This window comes from Sanguibacteroides justesenii, assembly GCF_003204205.1.
GTDB lineage: Bacteria > Bacteroidota > Bacteroidia > Bacteroidales > Marinifilaceae > Gabonibacter > Gabonibacter massiliensis.
Genome location: NZ_QJPL01000008.1, coordinates 42,433 through 61,277, shown reverse-complemented (window position 1 = coordinate 61,277; position 18,845 = coordinate 42,433). Strand labels below are relative to the sequence as shown.

At 42.8% G+C, this 18,845-nt stretch carries 15 protein-coding genes; 6 read left to right on the top strand and 9 right to left on the bottom strand.

Annotated features, from left to right (window positions below):
- Positions 1–99 precede the first annotated feature (99 nt).
- The 8 genes from DMB45_RS12705 to DMB45_RS12675 form a co-directional block, all read right to left on the bottom strand.
- A complete protein-coding gene (locus DMB45_RS12705; protein ID WP_041504570.1) occupies positions 100–1,194 on the bottom strand; it encodes a TlpA disulfide reductase family protein in 1,095 nt (364 codons plus the stop codon).
- 47 nt (positions 1,195–1,241) lie between these two features.
- The gene (locus DMB45_RS12700; RefSeq protein WP_052634900.1) at positions 1,242–2,408 is read right to left on the bottom strand and encodes a hypothetical protein; all 1,167 of its coding nucleotides are present in this window, start codon (positions 2,406–2,408) and stop codon (positions 1,242–1,244) included.
- Positions 2,409–2,418: 10 nt separating this feature from the next.
- On the bottom strand, positions 2,419–3,981 hold the full coding sequence (locus tag DMB45_RS12695; protein ID WP_041504569.1) for a RagB/SusD family nutrient uptake outer membrane protein: 1,563 nt from the start codon (positions 3,979–3,981) through the stop codon (positions 2,419–2,421).
- A gap of 11 nt (positions 3,982–3,992) precedes the next feature.
- Positions 3,993–5,006, bottom strand: coding sequence for a hypothetical protein (locus DMB45_RS14945; protein WP_237143312.1), 1,014 nt, complete (start codon positions 5,004–5,006; stop codon positions 3,993–3,995).
- Positions 5,003–7,510 (bottom strand): SusC/RagA family TonB-linked outer membrane protein, encoded by a 2,508-nt coding sequence (locus DMB45_RS12690; RefSeq protein WP_237143311.1) that lies wholly within the window; start codon positions 7,508–7,510, stop codon positions 5,003–5,005. Before DMB45_RS12690 ends, DMB45_RS14945 begins: the two co-directional genes overlap by 4 nt.
- Before the next feature lie 251 nt (positions 7,511–7,761).
- A complete protein-coding gene (locus DMB45_RS12685) occupies positions 7,762–8,919 on the bottom strand; it encodes a FecR family protein (protein WP_041504568.1) in 1,158 nt (385 codons plus the stop codon).
- Positions 8,920–8,994: 75 nt separating this feature from the next.
- Positions 8,995–9,534: an RNA polymerase sigma factor gene (locus DMB45_RS12680; RefSeq protein WP_052634892.1), complete on the bottom strand. Its 540-nt coding sequence runs from the start codon at positions 9,532–9,534 to the stop codon at positions 8,995–8,997.
- A 446-nt stretch (positions 9,535–9,980) separates the two neighbouring features.
- Positions 9,981–10,319: a translation initiation factor gene (locus DMB45_RS12675; RefSeq protein ID WP_041504567.1), complete on the bottom strand. Its 339-nt coding sequence runs from the start codon at positions 10,317–10,319 to the stop codon at positions 9,981–9,983.
- 157 nt (positions 10,320–10,476) lie between these two features.
- Between DMB45_RS12675 and DMB45_RS12670 the strand changes: the two genes are divergently transcribed.
- Both DMB45_RS12670 and gltA read left to right on the top strand, forming a co-directional pair.
- Positions 10,477–11,295: a sulfide/dihydroorotate dehydrogenase-like FAD/NAD-binding protein gene (locus DMB45_RS12670; RefSeq protein ID WP_110688824.1), complete on the top strand. Its 819-nt coding sequence runs from the start codon at positions 10,477–10,479 to the stop codon at positions 11,293–11,295.
- A 4-nt stretch (positions 11,296–11,299) separates the two neighbouring features.
- Positions 11,300–12,769: an NADPH-dependent glutamate synthase gene (gene gltA, locus DMB45_RS12665; RefSeq protein WP_041505609.1), complete on the top strand. Its 1,470-nt coding sequence runs from the start codon at positions 11,300–11,302 to the stop codon at positions 12,767–12,769.
- Positions 12,770–12,893: 124 nt separating this feature from the next.
- Here the strand turns inward: gltA and ybaK are convergent, their stop codons facing one another.
- Positions 12,894–13,382 (bottom strand): Cys-tRNA(Pro) deacylase, encoded by a 489-nt coding sequence (gene ybaK / locus DMB45_RS12660; protein ID WP_041504565.1) that lies wholly within the window; start codon positions 13,380–13,382, stop codon positions 12,894–12,896.
- Between the two features lie 175 nt (positions 13,383–13,557).
- On the opposite strand from ybaK, the gene DMB45_RS12655 reads away from it, so the two are divergent.
- Genes DMB45_RS12655 through DMB45_RS12640 form a run of 4 tightly spaced genes read left to right on the top strand, consistent with a single transcriptional unit; the run spans position 13,558 to position 18,665 of the window.
- Complete coding sequence (locus DMB45_RS12655; protein ID WP_041504564.1) at positions 13,558–14,355, top strand: metallophosphoesterase family protein; 798 nt, start codon at positions 13,558–13,560, stop codon at positions 14,353–14,355.
- The gene (locus tag DMB45_RS12650; protein ID WP_041505608.1) at positions 14,336–15,034 is read left to right on the top strand and encodes a hypothetical protein; all 699 of its coding nucleotides are present in this window, start codon (positions 14,336–14,338) and stop codon (positions 15,032–15,034) included. Before DMB45_RS12655 ends, DMB45_RS12650 begins: the two co-directional genes overlap by 20 nt.
- A gap of 27 nt (positions 15,035–15,061) precedes the next feature.
- Positions 15,062–16,453: an alpha/beta hydrolase family protein gene (locus tag DMB45_RS12645; protein ID WP_041504563.1), complete on the top strand. Its 1,392-nt coding sequence runs from the start codon at positions 15,062–15,064 to the stop codon at positions 16,451–16,453.
- A gap of 19 nt (positions 16,454–16,472) precedes the next feature.
- Positions 16,473–18,665: a patatin-like phospholipase family protein gene (locus tag DMB45_RS12640; protein WP_041504562.1), complete on the top strand. Its 2,193-nt coding sequence runs from the start codon at positions 16,473–16,475 to the stop codon at positions 18,663–18,665.
- Positions 18,666–18,845 lie beyond the last annotated feature (180 nt).

Below are 18,845 nucleotides of genomic sequence, written 5' to 3'. Positions count from 1 at the left end.
ACTGCCTAACACAAGTTAGACAGTTCCTTTTTTACTCGAAAAAGGGAATGTCAGAGAAGAACATTCTTTTCAAATTAGTTTTTAAATACTTTTTATCTGTTATTTTCTTAAAAGTTTCGGAAGTAACTCTTTTAACTCTTCGCTACTAATGTTCCGGGCGATTACTTGGTTGTTTTCGTCCACTAACAGATTTGCGGGTAATGACCACACCCCGTAATTTTCTTTTACGACCTTCATTTTCGGATCCGATAAATCGGAAACCTGAGTCCATGGCATTCCGTCTTCAGCCATGGCTTTTAGCCACAAATCCCGTTTTTTGTCAAAAGAGTAGGCGACGATTTCAAAACCTTGAGAATGATACTTTTCGTATATGGGTAAATAATGACGGTTTTCCCGTCGGCAGAGGCCACAGGTAGAGGACCAGAAATCGATGAGTTTCACTTTTGCCTTTATACCAAACAAAGAGATTTTCTTTCCTTCCGGTGTTGTAGAGGTAAAATCAGGAACTGTAGCACCGATGGCTATCTTTGCTAATTTGGGCAAAAGAGAGATAATGTATCTACCGGGTTCTGTCGCTTTTAATTCATCGCTACAGCGATTGAAGGCCACTTTTACTTCATCTATTCCCATGCCTAACGCTCGTCGGGCGAGATCGTGTAACACGAAAAAGGAGTTACCGTGTTTTTCCAAAAATTGTTTTTTGGCTAATTCCGTATTTTCGATTAGTTCCTTTTGTCTTCGTAATAGTTCATTCCTTTTCAAGGTATCCCCGCTATTTCCTGCCTGGGCAAATCCTCTTCCCAATTTTTGAAGTTCCTTGTACAGTTTTGTATTCAGTTGGATGTAGTCGCTACTCAATTGTTGATCTTTACCTCCTCCCTCGACGGTACATGCCTCGCGGGGTTTGGATGTTACTTGATAAACGGCCTTGTTTTCCAAATAAAGTATAGCACCAATCCTGTTGCTCACTGCTAAATAAGCGATAGTCGGACCGTCTACTTTTCCGGAGAGAGTAAATTTTCCGTTCTCGATCTTCGCTTTCGCCAGCGTGTCGTTTGTGCCGTTGTAAGCTTCTTTGGTTATAAATGCTTCTCCTTGATCTTGTTTCTCGACCGTTCCGTTTATGGTATAACCGGAGGAACAACTATAGATTAGGATTCCCGATAACAGGATGTAATATGTAATTTTTTTCATCTTTATTAAAAGGTTACGTGATATTTTTATGTTATAACTTCTTCTTTCTACTCTCCCCCTAAAATAGCGGCATACTTGGGTAAATCCAGGTTATAAGCGGATTTCATATACCTGACGACCAGATCGTACTTATCATTGATGATCCGATTCCCTTTTTGATCCAGCGGGTCAGGTGCGTCTACGGGAAACATCTCCCGGATCGTTTCTTCGGGAAACGTCATGGCCAGACGAACGGTATTTAAGAAGTCCTGCAGGACTCGTCCCTTTATTTCCGGTACGGAACCTCCTTCCGGATTATTATCGAACACGAGGGGAGGGCTTCCGGGGAATTCCATTTGCGTCAGAATCCATGGCATCCACGTCGGGGCTCCGAAAGTCTGTCTGTTGGTTGTAAGCAACAGGAAACTTTTGGAGACCTGCGGGGCAAAACCTCGCCGCGTGTACACGTTCTGGGGATCTTTTTCATGGGATCCCACCATCATGTCATACATGTATTCTGCCGTCTTTTTCATATTTTCATTTCCCCCGAACATGTCGTTAAAAAATGCTTCAAAAGAATAGTATCTTGTTCCTATTCTGCTTTCGTAGTCCGGGGTTAACGGGGCAAAATCAGGAGATATTTTGTACTCTCCATTGAGGAAACGTACCTCCATTGCCGGGTAGCTGAATGCGCAGGCCACCGCATGAATCATCCGGGGTGTTAATTCGTTTTGTAGCTCTTCGGAGGTAAAACTCAACGCCCAGTAGTCGAAGCCGTCTTGTTTTAACTGTACGTGTTTATCGTGGGTGGGAGAGTTTGGATTATTATCTTTTAAATCATTGACCAAATACAGATAAAATGGTAATTGCAGCCGGTCTTCCCTCTTGTCTTTATCCAAAGAGCCCAACAACCACTTCTGAATGAGATCCAGGTATATCTTTATCTCGTTATCATTCGGCGTCTGGCAGACCCAGATAGGAGTTTGAAAGCCCGAGGATGTCCAGGAACGGTTCAAGTCGGTACTGTCCACCTTTTTGTAAATGATATACATTCCCCATTCTTGAGCGATTTTTTCGATCTCTTTGTCCCATGGGTTGTTCCCTTGAGGGAATTCGAAACGCAACAGACTTGATTTCTCGATAATTCCGATGTCTTCTTCTTTCATGCAGGATGTTATTACCGATAACAGCAATAACAGTGCTCCATAGGCTGATTTTTTGGGTATAATATTCATGATTAAGATTTTAATTGTTTGGACGTTCTTCATTTTGAATTAATTTGGGATTTCTTTCGAATGCTCCTTTAGGTATTAATAAGGTAAAACCGGGGTCATTTTTTTTCAACACGTATTCTACCGGGCGATGATCTTTATCGTACCATATATGCCGGATTTCTTCCATTCCGTAGCGCCGTAAATCAAACCAACGGTGATGTTCGAAACACAGTTCCCTTCGGCGCTCTGCGCGGACAAAAGCAACCAGGTCTTCCGGGTTGCTGATGTCGAGGGGATGATATTTTCCCTGTTCGTATCGTTTGTAACGTAAATTATCCATTAATTGCAATGTTTTCGTTTTGTATTCCCCTCCTCCCTTGGTTTTATACAACATGGCTGCGGCTTCTGCCGTATTCAGGTAGGCTTCTGTTACTTTGAAAGCAATTCCCCACGCTTTGCCCCAGCCAGAACTTAACGAATAATTTGTCCCTACTTTTAATTTACTCGTGGGAATTTTGTAAACGGGAGTCGTCTCCTCCTTGGTAAGAGATTCCCATATCAAATATTGTTTTTTTCTTAAATCTGCGGGATCGTAACTTTTAATCAGTTCGTCTGAGGCGATACAGGTAGTCACGATTTTGCTTTTTTCTTTACCTTCCTGCATCCATTTTACGGTAACGCTGAGTAGAGCCAACGAGGTGGCATCGCGTTGGTCTCCCAATAGAAATATCATTTCCGGGTTTTCCCATGTGAAATAATTCGGATAAGATTCCGACGACCAACGGTCGGGATCCTCCATATTATTCAGATCGCGGAGAGTATAGTCATAATCATAAATAACCTTTTCTCCGTAAATCATAGCTTGCTGCCAGTTTTCCATATAGAGATACACCCTGGAAAGCAATAATTGTATGAATGGTAGATTGACCCGTTTATTTTTACGACGTTGAATTTCTTGGGGCATCGTTTTCATTAATTTTTCAGCCTCAAGCAGATCCCCGATGATTTGATCGTATACTTCACCCACCGTGTTGCGGGGAATGGCTTCGGAGGAGAGTCTGGAGGTTAACTTTAACGGGACACCCAGGGCGTTTTTATTACTTGAATAGGGTTTTCCGTACAGGTTTACCAGATGGAAGTAATAAAAAGACCGTAACGCCAATGCCTGTAATCTTACATCATATTTCTCTTCCCTGGTTCCGGTAACTTCATCGATGTAATCCAGTACTGCGTTACACCCGACAATCATTTTATAGGCACTTTCGTAGACATTGTAACCCGGGAATTCATGGATCATATCTTTGGACCAGGAGTAGGCTAATAAAGCTTTGTTCCATTTTTTTTCGTCATCGGCTCTGACTTCTTTCATATCCGGGCGGGTCGACACGTCGTCGTCGAATAATCCCAACACGGGATATAAAAAAACGGAGGTAATCTCTACCGGGCTGAGGTAAGCACTTCCCAGTAGTAATTCATCCAGAGATTGAATGACTTGAGGTCTGTATTCACTCTGTGATTTCGGTTCCAGAAAATCGGAACAAGATGTGAAAAACACCGTCGAAATCAATAAACAATATGTTATTATTCTGTTCATAAAGCATTATGTTAAAATCCGACATTTATCCCGACCGAATACGTTTTGGGCTGCACGCTGTTACCCAATTCTGGATCGAATCCGTGGAATTTTTTACTGGCGATTACAAATACGTTATTGACGATGGCTTGAACGGAGAAACTTTTAATACCCAATTGCATGCATATTCTCTCGCTCATGTTCCAGGTTAATGACATCTGCTGGCAGCGGAAAAAAGAGGCGTTAACAACCCTTAGATCCGATTTCTCCCACATCTCATAAGGATCGGTCATTGTTCCCGTGTAAGTGTTCCCACCGAAGCCGACATCCGGTAAGGTAAAATCGATAGGCTCGATTCCGGTGTATAAACCCGGAATATTGGTTTTTCGTTCGTCTCCCGGTTCTTTCCATCGGTTGATTAATTCTCTGTCCAGGTTGATGTCGGAAGTAGGGATATGGTTTTTGCCCGGAAACGGGCTCGGTAATCTTTTTTGAGCCCCGATTAAAAGAGAACAGTTGGCCCCGAAGGTTAAGTTTTTCCATCTTAGGCGAGTGGTTATACCTCCCGTGAAGTCCGGTTCGGTTTTGCCCGAATACACGAGGAAATCGGTTATTTCCGAAATTTTGGCCAACAATGGTTGCCCGTGGGGATTTAGTTTTATTTTTCCCTCTTCGTCTTGTTGGTAGATATGATTGAATTCCGGCAGGCCCGTATCGTGATTCAGTCCTTTATAGGAGAAAGACCAGAAACCGGATAGTGGATATCCTTTTTTTAGTATTCGATCGGATTTTCCTTCAAGGTAGTCTTTTGCGGTAAAGTTATGAATCAGGGCTTCTGTTTGAGCTTTGTTCCAGTTCTTTGAAGAATTGAGCCCGATGGTCCATCCCCAATTTTTTGTCCGGATGGGGGTGATATTCAACGTGTATTCTATTCCTGAGTTCGTGATACGTCCTCCGTTGATGTCCATATCGTTTATCCCGTATTCGTAAGCGACCGTTTGTTTTATGATGTTATTCGATCTTTTGGTATAATACTCCAGGTTCATGGTAATCCATCTGAATAGTTGTATATCGACTCCCAGGTTTTGGTTCGTTCCCAGCTTAGGTCCGGATTCGGTAAGCGGGAGATGGAGGAGGTAAAGGAACCATAATACTCTTTTAAGGGGCCCATGGTCAAAATCAAATCGGGACTAATGGAATTCACCGCATTTCCTTGAATGCCGTATGCCGCCCGTAACGTGAACTGGTTTAAATAAGCGGAAATACTGTTTAAAAGCGGTTCTTGGGCGATGTTCCAGGATACTCCGAAAGAAAAGGTCGGATCGAACCGTTTGTTTTGGTCTTGCCCGAACCGGTTTGAAACGTCATTACGTATGCTGGCATTCAATACGTAACGATGTTTTAACGAATAGGTTAACGTGGCAAATAGCGAGAAAAGATTTGCTGTTTGAGTGGTCCGCATCCATCCGGAGCCGTTATAAATAGCCTGTAAAATACCCCATTTATCCACCGGAGCCCCGATGGGTTTTAACTGATCGAGGGGAGTGGGTTCGGTCACTCTCTCTCCTCTTTCGGGCATATAGCCGAATGTTTTATGGGAAGCGTTTTTGGTTGAGGTCGAACTGGATTCTGTTCCGAGTAGGACTCCCAAGCGATGATCCTCGTTCCATGCTTTTTGAATGACGATTTTATTTTGGATGTTCCATCCGGTAACGTTTCTTTCCGAATTAAACAACTCTCCCCCGTAAGGAAGCATGGCTGCGTTGTATTTTTCGGATCCGTATTCTTCCGTTCCGTAATCATAGCCTCTGTAATTTCGAGCCACATAGAATGTTTGTGCCCCAGCGAATGATTCTCCCAAGCCCGTGTTCGTGTTTATTCCCCCGACAAATTCATATTTTAACCAGGGAAAAATTTCCCAGGAGAAATTGAAAGAGCCGTTCATTTGCTGTGCTTTATTTTGGGAATAACTGTGTTCCATTTCATGGAGGATGTTGTATTTTAGATACAGGCGATCCCGGGCATTTAACTTGTAATAGGCGGCTTTTTGAATATAGTATAAATCTCCGGATTCTTCATAGGCAGGTATGGCCCTACTTGTTGTTTTCGCGTATCCCAGGGGGTTTACACCAGCGGCATAACTTCTATTTTTATTGATGGCTCCTCCTAAAACGATATCCATCCGGACTTTGGGATGCAATTGGACGCCCAGGCTTAAACGGGCGGATAAATTTTGGGCGTTATTTTGAAGTTCGATACCCGCTTGATCGTTGAACCCTAAAGAGGCATTATAAGTGACTTTGTTCGTCCCTCCGCTTATACTCAGGTGGTGATTGTGACTTAGCGAGTTGCGGGTTAGGATTTTAAACCAGTCCGTGTTGGCTGATTCTAACCTCAGGACCGCTTTTTCTGCTTCTTCTCCCGTGAGTTGTTTATCTTTAAGCATTTGAATAATACCTTCGTAGGTGTTGATGGAGCCCACCGGAATTTCGGAATAGAAAACTCCTTGTTCGAAGGCTTCCCGGCTAAACTGAATTCTCTCTTTCGAATTCATCAGGTTAAATTGATTGTAGTGCGGGCGGGCTCTGAAACTGAAAGTTACCCCGTAATTTACTGTCATGCGCCCCTCTTTTCCTCGTTTGGTGGTAATCACGATTACTCCGTTGGCAGCTTTGGAACCGTAAATAGCAGTAGCGGCAGCATCTTTTAATATGGTGATGGTCTCTATGTCTGCTGGGTTTAACCAAGATATCTGATTCCCTAAAATATTTTTCAGGTCATCTATCATAACATCACTTCGGTCGATCGGTAGAGGGTCCGGTTGGATAATTCCATCCACAACCCATAGCGGATCTTGGTTACCCAGTATCGTGGATGTTCCCCGTATTCGGATTTTGGGAGAAGTCCCGATGCGAGAGCTTGTATTTGTCACGACCATTCCGGCAACACGGCCCTGTAACATTTGGTCGATGGAGGTATAGCCGGGCATCATGATGTCCGAGGTTTTTACTGTTGTAATGGAGCCCACGACATCGCTTTTACGCATTTGCTGGTAACCGGTAACGACTACTTCGTCCATATTTAATACCTCTTCTTCGAGAATGATTGTCCATAGTCCCGTTTTCGGACGATCTTTGTATCTGAGCGTTTGGGTTTTCATACCGATGAAAGAGAGCGTGAATTCCCTGCTGGCTGTTGAATCCGGAAGTATGAAAGTAAAGAAACCTTGGTTATCCGTGGTTAGTCCCGTGGAAGTACCTTTTAATAGAATCGTGACTCCGGGGATTGCCGTGCTGTCTTTCGCCAGAACACGCCCTTTGATTAGAATCCTTTGTTTTTTTTCTTTCTTTGGCTCTGCCGGAGTGATAATTATGACCCGATCGTCTATTGTGAAGCTTAATCCGAACGGATATAACAGATCTTTTAGTAAATGATTGAATTCTACATCCTTTACATCGATATCCATTCTTCCGCATTTTTTTAGTAAATCCGGTTTATAAAGAAAGGTGTATTCGGTTATTTTTTCCAATTGAGCAAATACTTCTTGCATTGCTACATTTCTCAATTTTAGAGATACTTTTGTTTGAGAAAAGCTCTTTGCGGAAAAGAACAAGGGGCCGGTCAACAATACGAACAGGAGAATTTTCCTCCTTGTTGAAGATGTGAATCTTGGATATTGCCGGTTTTTCGGTACTGAATCTCGTTTTTTTTTCATAAATTTGTGACACATTAAATTAAACATTTATTCTGCTCGTTGTCCGACGAGGGAGTAATATGAACGGGATGCTCCAATCCCGTTTTTTATTTGTAGGAAACTGTTAACGTGCGATTTCTCAGTTTGAATTGAACCTCTCCCGATAGTTCGAATTTTCGTAAAACATCTTCCACGGAGGAGTATATTGGTAATTTTCCACTGAAAATCAAATTCTTTGCCTCTTGATTGGTGTAGAAAATTTTTAAGTCATACCATCTGGCTATTTTCCGTAATATTTCTTCTAACGGAAGATCTTTAAAATAGAATAATCCCTCTTTCCAAGCCGTAAATTCGTTCGTATCTACCTTAAACAGGTTTAGTGTTCCGTTATTTTTATCGTAACGAGCCTGTTCGCCCGGAACGATGATTCGTTCCGGTTTTCCTTTGCGAATGAGGGCAATGCTACCTTGCACCAAGGTCGTGTAGATCCCGGGTTCGTCAAAATAAGAGGACACGTTAAAAGAAGTTCCTAATACTTTAATTTCTATGTTGTCTGTTTTCACAATAAAAGGTCTTTTTTCGTCTCGTTTTACTTCAAAATAGGCTTCTCCTGTCAAAACTACACGACGTACGCTTTGCCCGAAACGGGATGGAAATTCAAGAACACTTCCCGCGTTTAAGGTGATTTTCGTTCCGTCGTTTAATTTCAATATATAAGAACCTCCGTAAGGAACATGGATTTTATTGTACTCCGAACCGTTTGGTGAGGTCAAAGAATTGCTTGCTTCCATTTGCAACGTTCCCTCTCTATTATCAAAGATCACGTTCTCCTCTGTATTGTAAATACTTGATGCGAGAGTATCCAAGCGATATTTTTTGCCGGAATACATTTCAAGTATGACTTCTGATTTGGCCAATTTTGTTTCTATGGTCTTGTTTTCTTTTACCTGTATGGCTCTATTTTGAAAAAATAAAAACGTAAGCCCGATACTGATCACAACGGATGCGGCAATTCCCCATGAAATAAATAAATGTTTTTTAAACCGTTGTCTTTTATGTATGCGTATCAATGCCTTTTCCGTGTCGAAGGAGTGTATGATTTCCAACTCTTTTCCGATGTGTTTTTTATCTTTTAATTCGTCGGATAGCTCTTTTAACGCTTTATGCTTGTTCAGCATACCCTCGACCTTTTCTCCTCTCTCATTGGAAAGTTCTTCCCGGGCATATTTTAGTAGTTCCGATGCAAATTCGAATGGATCCTTCATTTGTTTAAAATTTGCCCTAATACAAATAACATTGAAGAAAGGATTACGCGAAATCGTTTTTTTTAATATTCGCTATTAAATCGGTAAAAAAAGTGCTACTACCGGATACAATCCTTGCAATTTTTGCCGTAGTCGGATCTTGGCTTTGTTTTTCTGAACTTTGACCGTATTGATGCTTATGGATAGTTGGGAAGCTATCTCTTCATTGCTATAACCGTCTACGTAAGCCAATTGAAAAACTTGCCCGCATGCATGGGGTAATTCCCGTATTGCTTTCATAATCTCCCTGTAAACTTCAGCCCGTACGACATTAGCAAAAAAATTATTTTCATCTTTATCTCTGTCTCTGTGAATGGACTCCAGTATTCCGGAACGGATTCCTGTAAGTTTGATATGATTTAAACAACTATTTCGAACCGCTTTATAAAGATAATGCTTTATATGTTCTTCATTATCGAATAATATATTTTCGTTTAGTAGTTTTAAAAAAACGTCTTGGACAATATCTTCTGCTTTTTCGGTATCTTTTAGATAGTGGTATGAAAAATAACAAAGCACTTGATAATAGGAACGAAAACATTTATCAAATACTTTGTTTTGTTGTGTATTTATCATATCCACTTTTGACTCTTCTATAATTGAAAGGAATGTTTTCCTAATGAAAATGAACTTTCTTTTACGATTAGTTTTCGAACAATCTTATAAATTTTGATGTTAATTATTCGGAACTTGTATTTGATATTTTAATATAAACGCATTTGTTTTCTTGTCTGATAAAAAATAATATCTAATGCAAAAATAAAAAAATATTTATTTGTTTATAATATTATATTGGATAAAATATTTATTATTTTGTTGAGGTGTTGTTTTTTGAGGAGGACTTAATGTTTTTATTGTTAATCCAATTGGAAATGGATGACTATCGATGTGTTTTTGCGGAGATGTTCAAAATTGGAATTAATGAGAATGAATGGGGTATTTTAATATGTTTTTAGAGGCAATAATCGAATGTCCGTTATAATATAAATAACAGAAAGCAGAGAGTCGAAGGGGCAGGTGTGTTATTTGGCTCGGTAGTTGTTGTCTTTTAGAATGGTGAGTATTTTTTCTTTGAGCTCACCCTGAATAATGATTTCGCCGTCCTTCACGGAGCCGCCGACCCCGCATTTGTTTTTAAGTAATTTGGCTAATTCTTTTAGATCGTTTTCCGTGCCGATAAAACCCTGCACGAGCGTGACGATTTTACCTTTGCGTTGTTTGGAATCGAGAGATACCCTGAGATTCTGTTTTTCCGGAGCCAGCGTTTCTGCTTCTGTTTCTTCGTCGTATTCGTATTGAAAATTGGGATCAGTAGAGTATACCACGTTTATTTTTTCCTTTTTTTCTTTCTTGTTGTTCATAGCGGATAATCGATTTATATTTATTGCAAATATAGTATTTTGATGTTGAAATGTTATATATGAAGGAGAGAAGGAGGTTACGGGTGTTTTTTGTTGATATTTTTTATTATCTTCACACCCTTCGAATGTGTGATATAATATTAGGAGAGTAACGAATATGAATAAGATACTGAGTAAAACCTATTTTTCGGAGCGGGTGGTGAAATTGGAAGTGGAGGCCCCTTTGATCGCCAAGGCGAGAAAACCCGGTAATTTTGTCATCGTGCGGGTGGGGGAGAAGGGAGAGCGAATGCCTTTGACGATAGCGGATGCCGATTTAAAACGGGGGAGTATTGCATTAGTGGTGCAGGTGATGGGAGTTTCTTCCCGGAAATTATGTGCCTTGGAGGTAGGGGATTATATCACGGATTTAGTAGGACCATTGGGAAAACCGACTCACATAGAAAAAGTAGGAACAGTGTTGGCTTGCGGGGGCGGTGTCGGTGTCGCACCTTTGTTGCCTATTGTCAAAGGATTTAAGGAGGCCGGTAATCGGGTCCTATCGGTGATCGCCGGAAGGACGAAGGATTTGGTTATTTTGGAAGATGAGATACGGGCTTCGTCGGATGAAATGATTATTATGACGGATGACGGTTCTTACGGAAAGAAGGGATTGATTACGGAGGGAATGGAGGAGATTATAAAACGGGAGAAGATCGATTTGGCTGTGACTATCGGTCCGGCAATCATGATGAAGTTTTGTGAGAAATTGACACGGGAATATGACGTTCCCACGATAGCCAGCTTAAATGCTATCATGGTGGACGGTACTGGTATGTGTGGAGCTTGCCGGGTTACAGTGGGAGGAAAAACCCGGTTTACCTGTGTCGACGGACCGGAATTTGATGCGCATCAGATTGACTTTGACGAGATGTTGTCCCGCTTAAACGGGTATAAAGATACCGAGAGTGAAAAATTGCATGAATTTGAAAAATAAGAATATGAGTGGGGTAAGTGATCGGAATGCTGCCTGGAGACAGCAGTTACGTCGAGATATGCCGGGTAAGGAACGGACATCCATAGAACGGGTTCGTATGCCGGAAGTAGATCCCGTGGAGAGGATTAAGAGCCAAAGGATAGAGGTGAATAAAGGGTTAACGCCGAAAATGGCCGTTCTGGAAGCGAAACGTTGTATGGATTGTATAAATCCCACGTGTATGGAAGGTTGTCCGGTGAAGATTGATATTCCCGGTTTCGTGAAGAATATCGAAAGGGGGGAGTTTTTACAAGCGGCCGTAATATTGAAGAATACGAGTGCTTTGCCGGCGGTTTGCGGCCGGGTGTGCCCTCAGGAGAAACAGTGTGAATCCAAGTGTTTTTATATTCAAAAGTTAGATAAGCAACCGGTAGCTATCGGTTATTTAGAGCGGTTTGCGGCGGATTACGAGCGGGAATCCGGTCGTGTATCCGTTCCTGAGGTGGCTCCGGCTAACGGTATAAAAATGGCGGTGATCGGTTCCGGGCCGTCCGGGCTCTCGTGTGCCGGGGATTTGGCTAAAAAGGGATATGATGTGACCGTTTTTGAGGCTTTGCACGAGATCGGAGGGGTGCTGAAATATGGAATTCCCGAGTTCCGTTTGCCTAATCGGGTAGTGGATGCGGAGATTGACAGCCTGAAAAAGATGGGGGTGAAATTCGTTACCAATTTTATCGTGGGTATGACGGATTCGATGGAAGATTTGAAGTCGGAAGGTTTTAAAGGATTTTATGTAGCTTCGGGAGCGGGGTTGCCCCGTTTCATGAATATACCGGGAGAAAATTACAATGGCATACTCTCTTCCAACGAGTATTTGACCCGGGTGAATTTGATGGGTGCCGATAGTGAAGAGTCGGATACTCCCGTGTATCACGGAAAACGGGTGGTCGTAGTCGGCGGAGGAAATACCGCGATGGATTCTGTCCGGACGGCAAAACGTCTGGGTGCCGAACGGGCTACGATTGTTTATCGTAGAAGCGAGGAGGAGATGCCTGCCCGGATCGAAGAGGTGAAGCATGCCAAGGAAGAGGGATGCGAGTTTATGACCTTGACCAATCCGGTTGAATATATTGCCGATGAGAATCGCCGGGTTAAACAAGTAAAAGTACAGAAAATGGCTTTAGGAGAACCGGATGCCAGCGGACGTCGTAGTCCGGTGCCTGTTCCCGGTTCCGAATATTTGATAGATGCCGACGTGGTGGTCGTGGCCGTGGGAGTCTCTCCTAATCCGATAATTCCTCGTTCCGTGGAGGGACTGAATATCTCTTCCAAGGGAACGATTATCGTGGATGAAAAGACCATGGAGTCTAATATTCCCGGACTTTTTGCGGGCGGAGATATCGTACGCGGAGGAGCTACGGTTATTTTGGCAATGGGGGACGGACGCAGGGCTGCGGAGTATATGTCGGAACGATTGACAACGGAAAGAATTTAGGGATTAGGTGATTTAGGGATTTAACGATTCAATGATTGGTCGATTGAATCAACATCCGTTAATTGTAAATTGAGCTCCGAATTTTCTAATCTTTAATCACCTAATCTTTTAATCTCTTAATCTCTTAATCTTTTCCCTCGATCCTTATCGTCTTGGCTTGGGTGATGCGGATTAGGTCGGAGGGGGAGATTTTGATTTGCAAGCCGCGAATTCCGGCGCTGATATAGATGTAATCGAAATGAAGACAAGAGGAGTGAATGTAGGTGGGAAATTCTTTTTTCATGCCAATAGGGGAACAACCTCCCCGGATATAGCCCGTTGTCGAGAGTAATTCCTTCACGGGAATAAGATCGGCTTTTTTATTTCCGGACACTTTGGCAGCTATTTTCAAGTCGACTTCTCGATCGCCTGGAATAACGCATACGAAAAAGCCGGTTTTATCTCCTTTCAGCACGAGGGTTTTAAAGACCTGCCCGATATTTTCCCCTAATTGTTCGGCAACGTGAACGGCAGCCAGGTTATTGTCGTCGACTTCGTAAGGAACAAGCTCGTAATCGATTTTTGCTTTGTCGAGTAGACGGGCTGCATTCGTTTTGTTTACTTTAGCCTTCATGATCTTTTTTTTCATTACAAAGATAGTGTATTGTGAGGAAAAACGGATGGGATTAGCGTTTCGGAAACGAGGAGCGGTTTAACTTTCTATTTTAATATTTATTATCTTAAAATATATTGTATTTGGTCTGTTTTTTGTATTTTATTTTTCCGTGTAGTGTAAAAATAAACTTGTGATGAGAGTAGGTGTAATGTTAATGGTCGCTTTGTTTGTATATGGTTGCGATCTGATAGAGTACCATCCTTATGATGTCCGATTGGGTGGGGAGAGGGGAATAAACGAGAAGAATATTGCCCGTATCGAGGAGGCTTGCAAAGGGAAAGATACAATCCGTTTCGTGTTGATGGGAGATAGTCAGCGTTGGTATGACGAGACTGAAAAGTTTGTCTCCCACTTGAATACCCGTGATGATGTGGATTTTGTTATTCATGGCGGGGATATTTCCGATTTTGGTTTAACCAAGGAGTTCGAGTGGGTGCGGGATATTATGTCGAAGTTGAAAGTGCCCTATGTTGCTTTGCTCGGTAATCATGATGTGTTGGGAAACGGGGTGGAGGTGTACAAGAAAATATACGGAGATATGAATTTTTCGTTTATTGCGGGTGATACGAAATTTATCTGCATGAACACTTGTGCCTTGGAATTTGATTATTCCCATCCGATCCCTGATTTTTCATTTATTTATAAAGAGTTGCAGGATAGTGTTTCCGGTTTTAAGCGCACGATCCCCGTGATGCATGTCCGACCGGGGGATGTTGAATTCAATAATAACGTGTCTCAGGTATTTCATGAGTTGTTGAGGCGTTTTCCCCGGATGGAATTTTGTTTGCATGCACACAATCATACTTTGATGGCGGAAGATCTGTTTGAAGACGGAGTCATGTATTACGGTTGCAGTTGTATGAAAGATAAAAATTATTTGTTGTTTACTTTAACCCCGAAAGGATATGGTTATGAAGTGGTCTATTATTAAATGGGGAGTCGGGTTATTTCTTTTTGTCACTTCACCTCTTTGTGCACAGCAGGATGCCGACAGCATTCGGATAAAAGAACGGGAAGCTCATCGTTTGGCCAGGCAAGAACGTTTACGGGCACGCTACGAGCGAAAATTGATGAATTACCAGACGACCTGGCAAAAATTGATTCCTAAATATCAAAAGCTGCAATTTGCCGGTTCCATAGGTTTGATTTCGTTAGGAATGGGATGGGATTACGGTAAAAAAGACCAATGGGAAACCGATTTCCTGATCGGATTCATACCCCGTTTTTCTTCCAATGAGGCAAAGATTACTCTTACATTAAAACAAAATTATATTCCCTGGACCAATGTTTATTTAGCCAAACGTTGGTCGTTCGATCCCTTGACGACGGGTATTTACGTGAATACGGTATTGGACGATGCTTTTTGGGTAAAGGAACCGGATCGTTATCCGAGTAACTATTATAAGTTTTCCACGCGGATTCGTTTCCATGCTTTTATCGGACAACGGCTTACTTTCGGGTTAGACCGGAGTGCCCCCTTTAAAAAAATGACGGTCTTTTACGAATTCAGTACCTGCGATTTATATTTTATCAGTGCTGTCGGAAACAGGTATATCGGTTTAGGAGATATTTTAAGTCTTTCTTTCGGGATCAAGTTACAAATTTTGTAGATTTGTAAAAGAATCAACACGAGACTGATGAGAAACTTCTTAATCGTTTGCATAGTATGTTTTATAGGGGGAGTCGGAACGGTTTCGGCTCAGCATGATACGGGGGCATGGAACGGAATGTTGCTTCTTCCGGGCGGGGTTTTAAAGCTCGTGTTGCATATCGAGAGAAACGAAGGCGGATATACCGCCTCTTTGGATAGCCCCGCTCAGGGGGCCCTCGGTATCCCTGTCGATACCGTTTGTTGGAGAGATGAACAATTGCGTTTCGTCATTCGGAAATTGGGTGTTGAATACACGGGAAAATTGAATGAAAAGGGGGAGATCGAAGGAACTTTTAAGCAGATGGGATACACCTCTTTTTTGCTTTTTGTCCCGGGAGACGGAAATGTACGCTATCAGGAACCCCGGGGACCCTATCCTTACCGGGTCGAGGAGGTGTTTTTCGAGAATAAAAGAGATTCCGTCAGATTAGGCGGAACCTTGACTTTGCCGGAAGGAAAGAAGAGCTTCCCTACGGTTGTGTTGATTAGCGGTAGCGGCCCGCAGAATAGAAATGAAGAGATGATGGGACATAAACCTTTTTGGGTTTTGGCCGATTATTTGACGCGACAAGGTATCGGCGTGTTGCGGGTGGATGATCGGGGGGTGGAAGCTTCCGAGGGAGATTTTAATTCCTCCTCTTTATGGGATTTTGCTTCGGATGCGGAAGCGGCGGTCAATTTTTTAAGGAGAGAAAAAAAGATCCGGCGAATCGGATTGATCGGTCATAGTGAAGGGGGATGTGTGGCTTCTGTTGCGGCAAGCAGAAACAAGCGTGTTGGTTTTATCGTTTTATTGGCAGGACCAGGTATTCGGGGGGATCGGCTTGTTTTATTGCAAAAGGAGTTGATCGGGAAAGCTTACGGAACGGATCCGAAGTTAGCAGAAAAAATCGGCGATTTGGACCGGACGATCTTTGATCGGATTATTGCTTCGGACGATCCTGAAAAAGAAAGAGACTCTATTACGGCTCTCGTTTCCCGTTTCGCACACGAACATCTTTTTTTGAAACCCGGAAATATGAGCGTCGAGAGATGGATTCAGGTGCAGGTGGACGGCTGTCTGGTGCCCTCGTATACGGCTTTGCTCAGGTATGATCCTTATCCGATACTGAAAAAGGTGAAGTGTCCGGTATTGGCGTTGAATGGAGAAAAAGATTTGCAGGTTCCTGCCGATGTGAACTTAGAGGCTATACGAAAAGCTTTGATGGAAGGGAAAAACAAACGGTTCGAAATAAAAAAATTACCCGGGTTAAATCATTTGTTTCAAGAATGTATAACGGGGACTCCCGGGGAATATGGAATCATAGAGCAAACTTTTTCTCCTGTGGCGTTGAAAGAGATCGGCGAATGGATATTGGATTTACACGGTAAAAAATGACGGAATAACAGTGCTTCCCATGAAAAGAGTCTGGTTGTCTTTTTTATTTTTCCTGTTGTTGTGCAGTACTGCGGACGCACAACGGAAAAAAGTCGGACTCGTGTTGAGCGGGGGAGGAGCCAAAGGTGTGGCTCATATCGGAGTATTGCAGGTATTGGAAAAGGCGGGGATACCTGTCGATATAATCGTGGGAACCAGTATGGGATCCATTGTTGGCGGGTTATATGCCATCGGTTATCGTGCGGATGTTCTCGACAGTTTGGTACGCCGTCAGAATTGGGAATTTTTATTGAGCGATAAGGTTTACCGCTATGACCTCTCTTTTTCCGAAAAAGAGCAGGATGAAAAGTACTTATTGTCCATACCTTTTGATAGAAGCAGAAAGCAGGGAAGATCTTTGGGATTTGTAAGCGGCCAGAATATTTATAATCTGTTTCAGGATTTGACGATCGGCTATCATGACTCCTTGGATTTTATGAAATTGCCTATTCCGTTTACCTGTATCGCGGCGGATATGATAACCCGGAAGGAGATCCGGCTCGATCGGGGCAACCTGGCGTTGGCGATGCGTGCCAGCATGGCCATTCCGGGAGCTTTTACGCCGGTTCGAATGGAGGATATGGTGTTGGTTGACGGGGGGGTATTGAATAATTTTCCGGTGGATGTGGCTAAGGCGTTGGGTGCGGAAGTGATTATCGGGGTGGATGTACAGGCCGATTTGTTGGGTGCGGATGAATTGAAATCCGTTTCCCAGGTGATACCCCAGATTATTAATTTGCTTTGTATGAATAAATACGAGGCAAACCTCAAACAGACGGATCTATTGATACGTCCTAATGTAAAGGGTTACACTGCGGCCAGTTTCAGTACGAAAGCGATCGATTCGTTATTGGCCCGGGGAAAAATCGCCGCTTTGTCGAAATGGGACGAATTGATGGCTTTCAAGGAGAAAATCGGAATCAAACCGGAAAAGGTGGAATCGAAAGTCGGGAAGAGTCGTTTTGTGTCTCCCGGGTATTTTAGGATACGGGATATCCGGGTTTTAGGAGTCTCCCCGAAAGATGAAAAATGGGTAAGGAGAAAATTGTATGTCCGAGAAAATAGTGAAATTTCTTTACGGGATTTGCACCGGACCATCGCCGTTTTGTACGGTACGAAAGCATTCAGTGCCGTTAATTACCGTTTGGTCGGGGATCCTCCCTATGATTTGGAACTGACCCTGAAAGAGCATCCGGTGAGTCGCGTAAACATAGGTTTTCGGTTTGACTCCGAGGAGATGGCGGCAATCCTCTTAAATACGACGTGGACGAATAGGGCTTTACGCGGTTCTCGATTTTCCGTAACGGGACGTTTGAGTGCCAATCCTTACGTGCGTTTGGAGTATACGTTGGAAAATACTTTTTTGCGCCGGTTCAATTTGGCCTATATGTTTCGTTTTAGCGACGTTAACGTGTATAAAGAAGGGCATAAGGATTACAATATGACGTTCCGTTATCATATGGGAGAGTTCGGGCTTTCCAATTTTTATTTCCGGAACTTCCAGTTTCAGGTAGGTTTGCGTTACGAATATTTCGATTACAATTCCTTTCTCTATTCTGCTGGGGGGGAGGTGATGGACGTGCGGCCGGAGGGCTTTTTCAGTTATTGCGGGTCGGCTCGTTTGGAGACCTACGACCGGCGTTACTATCCGACCCGGGGGGTCTCTTTCAGGGCCGATTATTCCCTGTATACCGATAATATGATTACCTATAAGGAGCATTCTCCTTTTTCTGTATTGGAGTCTCGTTTGGAGGGAGTGATACCGTTAACGAACCGTTTGAAGATATTGCCTTCTGTTTCGGGGCGGGTTTTGATCGGTCGCAGCCCGGCATATTCTTATCTGAATTGCATGGGAGGAGTGCATCCCGGCCGTTATCTGCCCCAACAGATAGCTTTTTTAGGGATCAATCATATGGAGATGGCCGAGCACTCGCTTATCGTGTGGCGGCTTCGATTGCGACAACGGATGGGAGGTCGGCATTATGCCTCGCTGATCGGTAATTATGCCCAACAAGACGACCGCTTTTTCGATATGTGGGGCCGACGGGGTATTTGGGGCGGAGGCGTTTCTTATTCGCGGGATTCCCGCTTGGGACCGATAGATATAGTGTTCAGCCTTTCCGACCGGGATAAAAAATTAAAATTCTATTTTGATCTGGGTTTTTACTTCTAACTGCTTTTCTGTTTGAATTACCTGATAAAAATGTATACGGATTGACATTTTTGAGTGATATTGTATCAATATAATATTGTTATTTTTTTTATTATTATTCTTTATTTGATTATTTATATTTAATTTTGTGCTAATCGTAGATTGGGATATTTTGCAAGTATTCCAATAATCTACGCATAA

Bases quoted from the DNA above. Each gene is read 5' to 3' on its own strand.
- DMB45_RS12705 (WP_041504570.1), bottom strand. From the start codon at position 1,194: ATGAAAAAAATTACATATTACATCCTGTTATCGGGAATCCTAATCTAT.
- DMB45_RS12700 (WP_052634900.1), bottom strand. From the start codon at position 2,408: ATGAATATTATACCCAAAAAATCAGCCTATGGAGCACTGTTATTGCTG.
- DMB45_RS12695 (WP_041504569.1), bottom strand. From the start codon at position 3,981: ATGAACAGAATAATAACATATTGTTTATTGATTTCGACGGTGTTTTTC.
- DMB45_RS14945 (WP_237143312.1), bottom strand. From the start codon at position 5,006: ATGAACCTGGAGTATTATACCAAAAGATCGAATAACATCATAAAACAA.
- DMB45_RS12690 (WP_237143311.1), bottom strand. From the start codon at position 7,510: ATGCAAGAAGTATTTGCTCAATTGGAAAAAATAACCGAATACACCTTT.
- DMB45_RS12685 (WP_041504568.1), bottom strand. From the start codon at position 8,919: ATGAAGGATCCATTCGAATTTGCATCGGAACTACTAAAATATGCCCGG.
- DMB45_RS12680 (WP_052634892.1), bottom strand. From the start codon at position 9,534: ATGATAAATACACAACAAAACAAAGTATTTGATAAATGTTTTCGTTCC.
- DMB45_RS12675 (WP_041504567.1), bottom strand. From the start codon at position 10,319: ATGAACAACAAGAAAGAAAAAAAGGAAAAAATAAACGTGGTATACTCT.
- DMB45_RS12670 (WP_110688824.1), top strand. From the start codon at position 10,477: ATGAATAAGATACTGAGTAAAACCTATTTTTCGGAGCGGGTGGTGAAA.
- gltA (WP_041505609.1), top strand. From the start codon at position 11,300: ATGAGTGGGGTAAGTGATCGGAATGCTGCCTGGAGACAGCAGTTACGT.
- ybaK (WP_041504565.1), bottom strand. From the start codon at position 13,382: ATGAAGGCTAAAGTAAACAAAACGAATGCAGCCCGTCTACTCGACAAA.
- DMB45_RS12655 (WP_041504564.1), top strand. From the start codon at position 13,558: ATGAGAGTAGGTGTAATGTTAATGGTCGCTTTGTTTGTATATGGTTGC.
- DMB45_RS12650 (WP_041505608.1), top strand. From the start codon at position 14,336: ATGAAGTGGTCTATTATTAAATGGGGAGTCGGGTTATTTCTTTTTGTC.
- DMB45_RS12645 (WP_041504563.1), top strand. From the start codon at position 15,062: ATGAGAAACTTCTTAATCGTTTGCATAGTATGTTTTATAGGGGGAGTC.
- DMB45_RS12640 (WP_041504562.1), top strand. From the start codon at position 16,473: ATGAAAAGAGTCTGGTTGTCTTTTTTATTTTTCCTGTTGTTGTGCAGT.